The sequence below is a fragment of the Enterococcus sp. 4E1_DIV0656 genome (assembly GCF_002140695.1).
Taxonomy (GTDB): domain Bacteria; phylum Bacillota; class Bacilli; order Lactobacillales; family Enterococcaceae; genus Enterococcus_D; species Enterococcus_D entomosocium.
The window spans coordinates 1,889,430-1,902,902 of sequence record NZ_NGLF01000001.1; the positions used below are offsets into that span (position 1 = coordinate 1,889,430).

Annotated in this window: 14 protein-coding genes; 13 read left to right on the top strand and 1 reads right to left on the bottom strand. The window is 41.4% G+C overall.

Going from position 1 to position 13,473, the window contains the following annotated elements; genetic code table 11:
• Positions 1-360 precede the first annotated feature (360 nt).
• Complete coding sequence (locus A5882_RS08860) at positions 361-1,743, top strand: CHAP domain-containing protein (RefSeq protein ID WP_042890032.1); 1,383 nt, start codon at positions 361-363, stop codon at positions 1,741-1,743.
• Between the two features lie 163 nt (positions 1,744-1,906).
• On the opposite strand, the gene A5882_RS08865 is transcribed toward A5882_RS08860, so the two are convergent.
• Positions 1,907-4,045, bottom strand: a complete 2,139-nt coding sequence (locus A5882_RS08865; RefSeq protein WP_086372678.1) for a UvrD-helicase domain-containing protein — start codon at positions 4,043-4,045, stop codon at positions 1,907-1,909.
• A gap of 263 nt (positions 4,046-4,308) precedes the next feature.
• Here A5882_RS08865 and A5882_RS08870 point away from each other — a divergent pair, with 263 nt between their 5' ends.
• The 12 genes from A5882_RS08870 (at position 4,309) to A5882_RS08920 (ending at position 13,406) form a co-directional block, all read left to right on the top strand.
• Complete coding sequence (locus A5882_RS08870) at positions 4,309-5,346, top strand: NADH:flavin oxidoreductase/NADH oxidase (protein WP_086372679.1); 1,038 nt, start codon at positions 4,309-4,311, stop codon at positions 5,344-5,346.
• Between the two features lie 213 nt (positions 5,347-5,559).
• Positions 5,560-6,504, top strand: coding sequence for a tocopherol cyclase family protein (locus A5882_RS08875; protein ID WP_008377300.1), 945 nt, complete (start codon positions 5,560-5,562; stop codon positions 6,502-6,504).
• A gap of 78 nt (positions 6,505-6,582) precedes the next feature.
• Positions 6,583-8,562 (top strand): S9 family peptidase, encoded by a 1,980-nt coding sequence (locus tag A5882_RS08880; protein ID WP_086372680.1) that lies wholly within the window; start codon positions 6,583-6,585, stop codon positions 8,560-8,562.
• A gap of 298 nt (positions 8,563-8,860) precedes the next feature.
• Entirely contained in the window at positions 8,861-9,013 is a 153-nt protein-coding gene (gene rpmG / locus A5882_RS08885) for a 50S ribosomal protein L33 (protein ID WP_005225339.1), read from the top strand.
• A 16-nt stretch (positions 9,014-9,029) separates the two neighbouring features.
• Positions 9,030-9,299, top strand: coding sequence for a 30S ribosomal protein S14 (rpsN, locus tag A5882_RS08890; protein WP_005237326.1), 270 nt, complete (start codon positions 9,030-9,032; stop codon positions 9,297-9,299).
• Between the two features lie 15 nt (positions 9,300-9,314).
• Positions 9,315-9,449, top strand: a complete 135-nt coding sequence (locus tag A5882_RS08895) for a putative metal homeostasis protein (protein WP_005237325.1) — start codon at positions 9,315-9,317, stop codon at positions 9,447-9,449.
• A gap of 29 nt (positions 9,450-9,478) precedes the next feature.
• Complete coding sequence (rpmF, locus tag A5882_RS08900) at positions 9,479-9,649, top strand: 50S ribosomal protein L32 (RefSeq protein ID WP_005237324.1); 171 nt, start codon at positions 9,479-9,481, stop codon at positions 9,647-9,649.
• 37 nt (positions 9,650-9,686) lie between these two features.
• On the top strand, positions 9,687-10,082 hold the full coding sequence (locus A5882_RS08905) for a hypothetical protein (RefSeq protein WP_086372681.1): 396 nt from the start codon (positions 9,687-9,689) through the stop codon (positions 10,080-10,082).
• Between the two features lie 25 nt (positions 10,083-10,107).
• A complete protein-coding gene (locus tag A5882_RS08910; RefSeq protein WP_034868672.1) occupies positions 10,108-10,515 on the top strand; it encodes a NusG domain II-containing protein in 408 nt (135 codons plus the stop codon).
• A 160-nt stretch (positions 10,516-10,675) separates the two neighbouring features.
• Positions 10,676-10,867: a hypothetical protein gene (locus A5882_RS08915; RefSeq protein ID WP_005237321.1), complete on the top strand. Its 192-nt coding sequence runs from the start codon at positions 10,676-10,678 to the stop codon at positions 10,865-10,867.
• 105 nt (positions 10,868-10,972) lie between these two features.
• A complete protein-coding gene (locus A5882_RS19795) occupies positions 10,973-11,140 on the top strand; it encodes a hypothetical protein (RefSeq protein WP_005237320.1) in 168 nt (55 codons plus the stop codon).
• 739 nt (positions 11,141-11,879) lie between these two features.
• Positions 11,880-13,406 carry an ABC transporter substrate-binding protein gene (locus A5882_RS08920; RefSeq protein ID WP_005237319.1) on the top strand — a complete coding sequence of 509 codons (1,527 nt, stop codon included), beginning with the start codon at positions 11,880-11,882 and terminating at the stop codon, positions 13,404-13,406.
• Positions 13,407-13,473: the final 67 nt, after the last annotated feature.

The following is a 13,473-nucleotide window of genomic DNA, read 5'->3' on the forward strand; positions in this document are numbered from 1 at the left end:
TTCATAGTTTTTCTTGTTAAGATAATTCCGAAAAAACTATAAGTGCTCTTATTTAGGTGCTTTTATGTGATAAAAATAACTAAAATAGAAAGAACATCATTTTTTGAAAATGAAAAGAAAACGCGGTGTTTTATTCAGAAACATTGATTTAACGGTCTTTAATTGTTCTGTTATTTATCGCTGAGATAAAGGAAGTGTTAGATTGAAACATTTTTGTAACATTTCCTTTATCTGTGTGTCATATCATTATGGTAGAATTCATTTGTCGTTAAATCGAACATTAAACTTTCTTAGACAAAATTAAGTTTTTATAAAGGCAGTTCATCTGTCAAATCAACCAGCTAGTCGGAGGAAAAACGAGTGAAGAATAGTTTGTTATCAGCATTAATGGTGTGTTCACTAACATTAACCGCAGTTGCAGCACCTGCATTAGCATTTGCAGATTCCATTGATGATCAAATCGAGCAGCAAGACCAAAAAATCAATTCTCTTAAAGGTCAGCAAGCTGACGCCCAATCACAGATCGATTCTCTAGAAGCAGAAATTGAAACAGTGAGTGCAAAAGTTGCTTCATTAGAAGCAAAACAAGTTGAGTTAGGTCAAGAAGCTGAGAAATTGCAAGACAAAATCGCAACATTGAAATTGCGTATTGCCAAACGTGAAGAAGCAATTCAAAAGCAAGCCCGTGATGTACAAGTTAACGGTCAAAGCACCAATTTCATTGATGCTGTTTTAGAAGCAGATTCTTTAACGGATGTTATCGGTCGCGTACAAGCGATGACAACGATCGTCAATGCAAACAATGATTTAGTTGAACAACAAAAACAAGACAAACAAGATGTTGAAGACAAAGTCAAAGAAAACGAAAGCAAGATCCAAGAAGTTGCTGCAAACCAAGCAGAACTTAGCCAACAAAAAGATGCCATTGCAGCAAAACAAGCTGATTTAAATGTCTTGAAAGCAAACTTAGCAGCAGAACAAGCAACTGCTGAAAAAGACAAAGATGCATTGAACAAGAAAAAACAAGAAGCGGAAGCTGAAAAAGCCCGTATCTTGAAAGAACAACAAGAAGCTGCTGCTGCTCAAAAAGCAGAAGAAGAAAGACAAGCTGCTGCTTTGAAAGAAGCACAAGAAGAAGCTGCTGCCCAATCAACAGAGAGCACGACAGAAAATACAGTTGCTTCTACTGAAACAGCAACAAGTAGTTCTTCAAGCAACACAAGCTCAAGTTCAAGCAATACTAGCAGTTCTAACAGCTCAAGTTCATCGAACACAAGCTCTTCGAACACTGGTTCAAGCAATTCAAGTTCAAGTAACTCAGGTTCAAACTCTTCATCAAACAATGATTCTACCGGAAGTACTTCTACAGGCGGCGGAAAAGATCATTCAAGCTCAGGGAACATGTATGCTTGGGGTCAATGTACTTGGTACGTGAAAAACCGTGCTCCTTGGGTAGGTACTTACTGGGGTAACGGGGCCCAATGGGGTGCGTCAGCTGCAGCTGATGGGTACACTGTCAATGGTACACCAGCAGCCGGTGCTGTTGTAGTCTTTGCCGCTGGTCAATCAGTTGGTGGCGTTTGGACTGCTGATCCAACTTATGGTCACGTAGCCTATGTTGAATCATACAACCCATCAAACAATACGATCACGATCTCTCAAGGCGGAATGGGCTTTGACAGTCCTGGTGGACCAAACACTGCAACATTGAGCGCATCTGGATATACTTACATCCATCGCTAATCAAATCAAAAGCAAAGCATCAACGCAATCGCGTTGATGCTTTTTTATTTGATCGATCGCTTTCTAAATCGGTCAGACAAGAGAATTACCCAGAGAGACAAGACAGGGTTCTCTCAAATCTTATCAAGATTCTATAGAAAATAGGAGGTTTCTCGTTCTACTATCAAATAGTGAGAAACGGTGAAAAGGTCGTTTTTGAAGTTACCATCAGTTCTTCCATTGCACGAGAAATCGCCGTATAGAGAATCCGCTGATCTTGATCGGTATGATAATTTTCTGCTGAAACATCATATAAAAGAACCTGCTTAAATTCCAATCCTTTGGCAAGATGAATCGGTAAAACCGTTCCATGAAATGACACGGCCTGTTTATCGAAGAATTGTTTAAGCTCTTCACTGGATCGACTATCTTTTGTGATGATCGTTACTGGCTGCTTAAGTTCCTTTACTATGTCTACCAAGGCAACGTCAGTCAGATTGGCATAAAACTGTGGCAACTTTCCTGCTGGTCGAACGGCAGAGATTTTTAAATTGGTTTCTTTTGGTAGCATTTGAGCAAATAACCGTGTGATTACACCGCTAGACCGATAACTCGTAGTCAGCTGATACGTTTCGAGGGATTTCGCCTGTTGTTGAAATATCGTTTGGATTTCTGATACGGTGATGGCACTTGTAAAAATCGCCTGTTGCTGATCCCCCACGAGGGTGAAAGCGGTCATAGGAAAAAGACATAATAGAAACTGCAGTTGTGCTGGCGTATAATCTTGGACTTCGTCGATAAAGAGATAGCGCAAAGCAGGGACAGGTTGTTTTTCGGCCACCAAATGACGTATCAGCAATAGACAAACAGTATAATCCAAACTATCTGTTGTTTGCGTCAAAGTGATCTGTCCATGAGTAAAATAGTCGGCACTGTCTGCTAACAATTGTTTCGTATCAAACCACGTAAGGTCGTTGATTTGTTTCGTAACTTTTGCATATTTTTTCTTTAGGAGGCGAAGGGCTGCTTTCTGAATCGTTTTTTCTGAATCATCTTTTAAAACTGTCCCTAAAAGGGATCGTTGTTCATCTTCAGTCAAAGAACGAACTTGGTCGTGAACATTCGCTGCTAAGGCATTTTTTTGCAATCGTTCCTCCCAAGCGTAAGCCAATTTCTTTTTGACAGCTTGGATGCGATCGCGCAAGGGTGCCTGTTTCGGTGTTTCTTGGAAGAAAGTGTCGATCGTTTCTTCAGAAAAAAGGACGACGTTTTTTCTTTTGATTGGTTTAAACTGAAGCACAAGTTCTTCTGGCAGCTGTTTGCTCAAGGATTGAAGAAAGCGGCTGAAGTCAGCACTGCGTAAAAGTTCGATTGCTTCACTGGGTGCTTGCTGGATGCGGTCAAAATAAGCCTCTTCCGATTCTAAGTCAACGCTAGGAAATGCTTGGCAAAACTGCCGCATGGTCAACGTCAATGGATTTTTTTCACCGAGGGAAGGCAGCACTTGCGAAATATAATCAATAAACCGCGAATTTGGGGAGAGGATCAAGACATTCTCTGCGGTCATCTCTTCACGAAAATGGTACAGCAAAAAGGCGATCCGCTGCATGACAGCAGAAGTTTTTCCGCTTCCAGCAACACCGTTGACCAGTAGGTTTTTATGCGCTAAGTCACGGATGATGACGTTTTGTTCGTGTTGGATCGAAGCAGTGATATCCTGCATTTTTTGGCTATTATTGGCTTCAAGGGCTGCCAGTAACACGTCATCTTGAATCGCCACTGAGGTATCAAAGGCTTGCTTCAATTGATCTTTTTCGATAATAAATTGACGGCGTTGTTCAAGAACGGCAGAAATCGTCTGATTGTTCACTTGATAAGAGACCGGACCCAAGCGTTTGGCATAGAACAATTCGGCAATTGGGGAGCGCCAATCATAGATCAGCCCTTCCTTATTTTCATTAACAAAACCATTGATCCCAATGTAAAAATCTTCTATCGTTTCCTCATCTTCAAATTGTAGGGAGATTTTACCAAAGTAGGGACTATCCAGAAGACGGTCGATGGCAGCTAATTCACGTTCAGCAGATTGAAGAGCGGCGTTCATTTGGTCGATCTCACGATTCTTACTTTCGATGGCAGCAAAAGTATCTAAACGGTCAGCAAAATTATCAAAGTTTAAGCGAATCTCTTCGCCGATGCTTTGCATCGCAAGGCGATCCTTTTTTCTGCCTTCAGTCAAGAAACTGTTCAGCACTGTCTTTCGTGTTAGCAATTGCTGGTACGTGTCTGCGAGATGCTTCTTTTCAGCCTTTAGGTTGTTCATTCAGACTCACATCCATTCTCCAAAGTAACTCAATTATACGGGCATCCACCAAAAATACTAGTCTATTTTTTTGACTCTGGATGCGGTATAATAATAGTGGGAAGAGGCATCTGATTGTTCCAATGTCATGGGAGCAAGCAGAATGCGTCTATTTTTTTGTTTTAAAAATGAGAAAAAGGGTCATTGCTTGTGTTTTTGAAGGGGCTGTTTATACTGAATATAGAGAAAAATACAAAGCGAAAAATCGTTGAGGGAGTGTCAACATGTCCAAACTATTGTCACCAGTGAAGCTAGCGAATTTAACATTGGCCAACCGCGTCGTTATGTCGCCGATGTGTATGTATGAAGTAAAAAAAGAAGACGGTGTTGCGGAGCCCTTTCATTTTGTTCACTATGGGGCACGAGCATTAAGCAAAGCCGGATTGATCATTATCGAAGCAACTGCCGTTGAACCAGACGGACGAATCACAAACAATGATCTAGGGTTATGGAATGAAGAACAGCAAACAGAACTGACGAAATTGGTGGAACTGCTGCATGGGTTCGATGCGCAAGTAGGCATCCAACTAAGCCATGCAGGACGAAAAGCAGTTGATGCCACCAATCCTTTGGCACCAAGTGCCGTTGCCTTTAACGAACGCTACCCGTTACCGTCAGAAATGACCCTGGCGGAGATCAAACGGGTGCAAGACAGTTTTGTTCAGGCTGCCCAACGAGCAGCTAATGCGGGTGTCGCGATGATCGAACTTCATGGGGCTCATGGCTACTTGATGGATCAATTTCTTTCGCCATTCGTCAATCAACGCACCGACCAGTATGGTGGTTCCTTAGAGAATCGGTATCGCTTTGTAAAAGAAACGGTACAAGCAGTTCGGGCGGTCTTTTCTGGGGCATTGTGGATGCGCTTGTCACTGACAGACTATGAAGAACCAGGACGCCAAAATTCGTTGGAAGATTGGCAGCAAGTAGCCCAATGGCTTCAAGCAGATGGCATTGATTGTCTTGATTGCTCAACCGGTGGTGTGGTGGATAAAAAGCCTAATATTCCGATCTATGATGGCTACCAAGTGCCCTTTGCTGCAGCCATCAAGCAAGTGGTCGATATTCCCGTAGCAGCAGTCGGTTTATTGGATAATCCTGATCTTTGTGAATATCTTTTGCAAACCAATCAAGTGGATTTGGTTTTACAAGGCCGCGCATTGATCAGAAATGCCAACTGGTTGGCAGATGCAGCGGCTAAACTTCACGATAAGTCCTTTCAAGCGTACAATGATTCCTATCAACGTGGGGTGAAACGTTGATATATTTGATAAAAACATCTCCTAGAAGAAAATTCTTCTTAGGAGATTTTTTTATTCTGCTAGAATATTTTCAAACGAGTGATGAAAGAGCAATAAGCAAAACCAGAAACAAGTGTCTTACTTGTTTCTGGCTTTTTTTACATAGAAAAAGCATTATCCTGAGGAATCTTTCTGCTTCATGCTACACTAAAAAAGAAACGGAGGGAAATCAAGATGTTGACAACAGATCAGTTCTTTCACGGCCACGACAAGCAGACCGCTTTTTTTGAAGGCTGGTACCATAAACACCAAATCGGTGAAGAAGTCTATGCTTTTATTCCTGGTTTTTCGATTCAAAAAGACGGGACCAAAGAAGTATTCATTCAAGTGATCAATCATGAGGGTGCGCATTACTTTTCCTTTCCAGAAACTGACTTTCAAGTGTCTGAAGAGGAGCGTAAAGTAACGATTGGTGACAATATCTTTAGTGAAGCAGGCATCCAAGTCTCTTTAAAAAATAACGAGCTTCAAGTACAAGGGTCAGTAAAGTATAACGACCACAAACCGATTCAGCGGACACGTTATGCGCCGAGTATCATGGGTCCTTTTTCGTATCTGTCATTTATGGAGTGTTATCACGGGGTCTTGAGCATGAGTCATACCTTAGAAGGTACGCTGCAGTGGAACGACGAAGCAATCGATTTTACGAACGGGATCGGTTATTTGGAAAAAGATTGGGGAACCTCCTTTCCAGCAGCTTATATTTGGGTTCAATGCAACAGCTTTGATGCGCCAGATGTTCGGTTCTTTTTCTCCGCAGCCGACATTCCCTTTGCTGGTTTTGCTTTTTTGGGAACGATTTGTGTTCTGCAAGTCGGGAGCCAAGAATATCGTTTTGCTACTTATCATGGTGCAAAGATTCATGATGTCAAACGCACGGAAGACCGTTTAGTGATCCATCTCAAACAAAAACAATGGTCCTTAACGATCGAAGTTTTGACGAAAGAAGGGCATTCTTTGAGGGCACCTTCTATTGGGCAAATGAATCGGATCATTCGCGAAAGTGCCAGTACGGAAATTGCCTTGACCCTTTTAGAAAATGGGCAGGAGATCTTAAGGCAGACAGGGATGTCGGCTGGTTTTGAAGAAGTTGCGAATTTGCGAGGATTTCACTATTAAAAAAAGCAGAAAAATTCGTTTCTTTTGATATACTAGTAGATAGTTACTACGAAAACACGTATATTTGGAGGGAAATGGATGAAAAAAATAACGAATGAGACACTGTTTGAACTGAAAACGATTGCGCAGCCTGCAGTGGGGCAAAATCAGGTTTTTTACTTGGAAACGGTAGTCAACCCAGAGACCAACACGTATGATTCAGCGATTTATAGTATTGACGCAAAGACCAATGAACGGCGTGAGTGGGGCACCGAAGCGACGACCCACAACAGTCTAAAGGTCTCGCCAGATGAGCAATGGCTCAGTTTTGTGACGACCGATCCAAAGAAAGGTGAAAGTACGTTATGGACGATGGCGGTGTCCGGCGGCAAGCCCCAAGCACTTGTGACTGAAAAAGGTCTGGGCGACTATTTTTGGAAGCAAGACGCAACGGCTATCTATTACCAGCTGGCACAAGAGGAGACGGTTTCAGAGAATCAAGACGACAAAGAAAAGATGGACAAGCAAAAGGAATTTCCACAAGTAAAAGCTACTACGAAAGTCAATTATTTGGCGGATGGCGTCGGCTTTTTAAAAGAAAAAAAACATTCGATCATCAAAAAAACGATCGCGACACAAGAAACGGAACTGATTTTTGAGCATAAGTATCCCTTTGTGTTCTCTGGCTTAGCGGATGATCAAGAGACTTTGTTTCTCACTTTTGACAAAGAGGAAGAAGACGAGTGGGACTATGGATCGAAGGTTTGTCTCCTAAATAGCCAGACGAAAAAGACAGAAAGTTTAGAAAACATTCTGCCAGAAGGAACGTATACTTTTGCTGCAGCGCGCAATGATCAGCTGCTATTATTAGGCAATGACCTCTCTTACGGATTTGTGACCTTGGATGATTTATTTTTGATCGATTTAAAAACGAAAGCAGTCAAAAATCTTTCCAAGGAGTTAGATGTTGCTTTTGGCAATGCGATCATCAGTGATTTTCAACAAAAAAATCGCGGCGTAGCGATCACCTGGTTGACGGATGACACATTCCTTGTACCCGTAACGGAGCATGGCAAGCTACAATTGTACCGCGCCTCGATCCAAGGAGAATGGACCAAACTGCTTGATGAAAAAATGGATATCCTTGATGCGGCGATCTATTCGGAATCCAAACTTGCTGTTGCTTATGCGACCACAACGATCCCTAGTCGCTTAGGCTTGATTGACTTAGCAAGTGGCGAAGTAACTGATCTATACGATCCCAACCAAGCAATTATGTCACAGTTAGCGATCAGTAAACCCGAAGCGTTTTGGTACGAAGGAGCAGATGGGTGGCAAATTCAAGGCTGGTATTTGCCCCCGACCGAAACACAAGAAAGTCATCCAGCAATTTTGTACATCCATGGCGGTCCGCAAGTCTGCTACGGCGAAACATTTTTCCACGAGATGCAAGTCCATGCCGCTAACGGCTATGGGGTCATCTTGTTGAACCCTCGTGGCGGGCAAGGGTACGGTCAGGCGTTTGTCAAATCGATTTTAGGTGATTATGGCAATAAAGATTATCAAGACTTGCTGTTGGGGGTTGATGCCGTGGTGGCAAACCATCCAGAAATCGATACGAACACGATCCATGTAGCTGGTGGCAGCTATGGTGGCTTTATGACCAACTGGATCGTTGGTCATACCGATCGTTTTTGTGCGGCAGTTACGCAACGCTCGATCTCAAATTGGATCAGCTTTTATGGGACGAGCGACATTGGACCTGCCTTTGTCAAATTCCAATTGTTGCGGGAACTTGATGGGACCGAAGGACTTTGGAAGATGTCGCCTTTGGCCTATGCCAGCCAAGTCAAGACACCTACGCTAGTCCTCCATGGGGAAAATGATTTGCGATGTCCGCAAGAACAAGGACAGCAGTTTTACATGGCGTTGCAGCGTAAAGGCGTCGATACGAAGCTGATGCTGTTTCCTCAATCCTCTCATGGTTTATCACGCAATGGCTTGCCGAACTTGCGGATAGAACGCTTGCAAGCGATCAGTGAATGGCTTGCATCACATGAGAACAAATCAGTAAATTAACCGAAAGAAATCACCTGATAAAGGATCACGACGTGGGCTGCTTGAAAAGCCCGACCAGTGATTCCTTAAAGATCAGGTGGTTTTTTTGCGCGATCAAAAGCTACAGGTTCCTGTTACCTTGCCGCCAATGACAGCAACGATTGAAAACAAATTCATATGACGTTTTCTTCACGTGTTAAATAACAAAAAGAAGAAATAGTTTTGCTTGCTTCCTATGTTTGAGTGTGATATGATACAAAACGTAATCGTTACACTTTAACCTTTTTTGGTGTGACGCAAGAGAAAGGAGCTGGTTATTATGAGAAACAATATTATTTTGGCATGTGTGGAGACAGGGGAAAGACTTTATTTGACTAATAAGAACCAGCGCAATACGCCGGAACGTTTAGAATTAAAAAAATATTCACCAAAGTTGCGGCGCAGAGCGATTTTTCGTGAAATCAAGAAATAGGAAGGACAATAACTGAATGGCAAAAAAATCAAAAATGGCAAAATACAACAAGCAAGTACAACTGATCGAACAATACCGAGCAGTGCGTCAAGAATTAAAAGCGCAAGGAGATACCCAAGCATTGGCCAAACTACCGAAGGATTCGAATCCGACTCGTTTGAAGAAACGGGATATGATCGATGGTCGTCCTCGGGGCTACATGAATAAATTCGGCATGTCACGGATCAATTTCCGTAAGCATGCACACCTCGGAGAAATTCCCGGTGTTACAAAAGCAAGCTGGTAACAGAAAGGAGTCAACATGGAAAAAACGGACTTGTCTAGTGCGTATCGACGTTTAAAGAGCCCGAACATCAAAACAAGGAAACGCGCATTAAAAATCATTCATGAATTTAAACGAAACAAACGAAAAAATGCATTGCAGCTGCGTGCATAATGAAAAAGTGAAAGAAAGTTGGAAATGACATGGCAGTACCTGCAAGAAAAACATCAAAAGCAAAAAAGAATAAGCGTCGGACCCACCATGGCGTCAAATCCCCAGCGATTTCGTTTGATGGGACAACAGGAACCTTCAAGCGCAGCCACCATGTATCTTTAGCAGAATACAAAGCACAGCACCCAATCGAAAAGAATTAACGCCGTCTTATGACGCCGTCCAGAAAGCAGGGGGAAAATGGAGATCATCTATCCGTCATTGATTGAAGAAGCCTATCGTCACAGTAAAAAATTTCATCCAGAGATCACCAAAGAGGCCATCTATCGCCATTTTTACGAAGCTGGTTTAATCAAAGAAAATGGCGATCCAACGGAAAAAGCCTTGTCAGAAGGGGTCGTTAAAGATTATACTGAGGACTGGGATCTTACCTTTGAAGAATTTTTGATGATCTACCCGGTGTTTCGTTCCTTTGACTCAAAGCATTTCAAGAAGATCGAGCATTTTTGGGAAATGGATTTGACTTTGCAAGAACAAATCCTTGCCCAATGGGAGCAAGAAACCTTCACAGAGGAAGAGATCATCGATCTAACTGCTTTTTTTGAAGAGCGACTACCTTCTAAAAGGGAACAGTAAATGAACCATGAAAGGCGTACATGTGATGAAAAAGACGATCCAGCCATTTTTAAAACTTCTAAAGCCCTATGATTATCTGCTGTTTATTCTGTTAGTTGTCGGCTCTTTTTTACCGCTTTTTCTATTTGAAGCACAAGCTCAAAGTGATACCGGCGATCGGTATGCAATCGTGCGAATAAATGGAGAAGAGGTTGACCGTTTTAACTTAGAAGAAATCGATGCGATGGAAAAAACCTACTATCCAGCAGAAGGTCAGTACAATATCGTCGAGATCAAAGATGGCGCGATCCGAGTGCGTGAAGACAATAGTCCCGACCAGATTGCTGTCAAAACCAGCTGGATCTATCGCAATGGGCAGACGAGCATTTGCCTGCCTCATAAGCTAGTGATCGAGATCAAGCAAGCTGGTGCTTCTGACTATTTGATTTATTAATCGAACTTTGTGGTAGTTGGAAACTACACTATTTTGTGTTGGTGGGAAATCGTTGGATTTTCTACTGACACTTTTTTATTGAAACTAGAAAATAAGTGCGTCTAACTGGAGACAATCTGTTGATCAAACTCAGTCTCATTTGATAAGAAACGAGGAGCATATGAAAAAGATAAGTTTCTGTAAACATCCTTCAAACCAAAGCTATGTCAATAATGCTGTATTGCCAGAAATGGGGAACGGTGAAGGGGAGAAGAAAGGATCGTTCCGTTTGTTCAACAAATTTTCTTCTAAACCTAGAAAAACAGTTCAGCATTACGAAGCATTGGTTGCGTCTAAATCGCTTGTCCAATAAAGAGGAACGAAAACCCTAAAAATCCTTTTTTATGAAGGGCTATAAGTTGAAGATTTTTTTTATTTGCGATAGGCTATTAGTAAAGCATTCGGGAGATGAAAACACATGAAATTTAAATTGAATCTAAAAGAAAAAGTAACGGAAGTTGCAGAGCATGTCTATGATGTGGTGAAAAAGGAAGATTATGCGATTCGTGTGGCTCCAAAAGGAATCAAAGTAACGAAACAGCGCAAGACGAAAGACACGATCAAATGGCGTTCAAAGAATCACTAATATCCTCTTCAACAATAAATAGTTTTTAATGAGTAGAAGAAAATGAGAAAAAAGCATGATGCAAGCATCAATGCTTTTTTTTGTTGCCTGAAATAGAAAACCAGCAAGCAGCAGGAGTTAAATGGTTTGATTAATTAATCGTTCAGGTCGTCTATAGAATGTTATGTTATATTATTATTAATCGGTTTTTTTCGATTTCATTAAAATTGTCTTAAAAATATATTTTTTTAATTATTTAAGGATCTTTTAGACGAAAATAATCTGATATGTTAAACGAAATAGGTGGGTTATTTATACAAATTATAAGTTTTATATTGAGTATCTGTTATCATATGGTACTATTGATTTATATATTAAGCGCTTTCATAGGTGAGAGAGGCTTTTCTATCGTCAGTTGAGGACTAAAAGAAGAGCTAAAAGTTCTTGCTTCATCCTCGCTTGGGTAGATTATTGATCAAAAGAAAGAGGATGACAGGTAATCACATACTTCGGCATCCTGATAAACAGAAGAATCAGGAGAAAAAGGCAATAACGTTCTAATCTCTATCGTTTAAGAGCGTGCATTGCAAAGCTAGAAGTAGATTGGAAGCAAATGAAGCAAGTAATGAATAATAGTTAAACGTTTACGTATTACTTACGTAAACGTTTAACTAAAAGTGATTTTTTAAGTCCTTAAGGAAAGTACCTCCATTTCCATAAGAAAAATAAAAGACAAAAATATAAATGAGGAGTGTTTTGTATGAAAAAAAGCAAAATAGTAAGGTCGGTCTGTTTGTTCTCAAGTTTATTCCTTTTAGGAGCTTGTAGTAATTCCAATGATCCAGATACCACAGAATCTGGAAACCATGTTACATCTGATGAAGAAGGGGATTTGGCATGGCAAGAAGAGGAGATCGATCTGGTTTTTGCCAGCCGCTATTATGGGGAAGAAAATAGCGAAAATCCAATGTGGTTAAATATTGAGAAATTTATGGAGAAGTATCCAAATATCAACGTTATTCGCGATGCGCAATTTGCCAATGGCGAGAATGGAAACTTTGAACAATTGGAAATGCTGAATGCTCGTGCGCAAGACAATGACTTACCAGACATTTACTTTTCGCCGATGTCTGCTGAAGTTTATGATCGTGAGTTTACGCTTGATTTAACACCTTATTTAGAAGCAGATGATGAAGCGCAATGGATCTCTGATAATGCGATGGAGTTTTTACGTACCCATGATGGTGAAGAAATCTATGGCTTGGCTTGGCAGTCTGTTTCCCAATATGTATTAGTGAATACACGTCTTTTGAGAGAAAATAATCTCTCGATTCCAGATTATAACTGGAGTTATGAAGAGTATGAAGAGCTTCGAAGTGAAATTGCAGTTTTGACAGCCAATAGCCCGATCTTTCCCGGCGTTGTTGGGTTTGGGGAAATAGGACCTAATTATTTTGATGATATTCCCAATGGGTGGAAAGGGTTCAATATTGAAACAGAACGATGGGATTTAGCTAGTGCGACAAACTTTGGCGAGTACTATGAGCGATTTGCCCGTGAAGCGATCGAAGGATTGCATTTTTATGATCTCAGTGAAGAAGAACGAGTTGCAAAAGTCGGCAACTTGAGTTGGGCATTTGGTGATGGCTTGCAAGTCTTAGAAAGTGGTTGGTTGTGGGCATTAAGCGGCGATGTCTCTGAATTGATTGAAACACGAGACATGGAGATCGATATTTATCCAATGCCAACTGCTCCTCGTGGCGAAACATACATTCCTGGTTACTATGATACTTTTAGTATCTCTAGTCAGTTAGAAGATGATCCGGTGAAGGCTCAGGCGGCGTTTGAGCTGTTGAAGTGGCTAACTTATGGCGAGGAAGGCTTACTTTCAAGATGGGCCTTGATCGATGAATACTCAGGTCTTCCAGAAGATGCACCATTACGAGCTGAGGATCGTTTGATGGACTTCATTCAAGGATGGCCAATTACGACTAATCCAACGGTGTTAGCGAATCATCCATTGGTAAAAGGGTTCGATGAAGAGAGTGGATTAGCTAACTACAATTTCGCCGCTTTTAAAGAAGAAGCCTTCCAGCAACAATTATCTAACCCTGTCGCTTATCCGAGACAAATGCCTGGTTTCTCTAATGTCCAAGGGGATGTTGATCCTTGGGAAATCATGCATCAAATCAAGGATGAAGGAGTTCGCTATAGTGACATCGCTAGCGAATGGGACCGCAGAATCAATGAACAGATCGAAGAATACTTACGACAATACAATCGTTGATCACTTCCATCAGTACCTACCTTGTTATGGTCATTTGAACCATAACAAGGTTTCCTTACATCAAAAA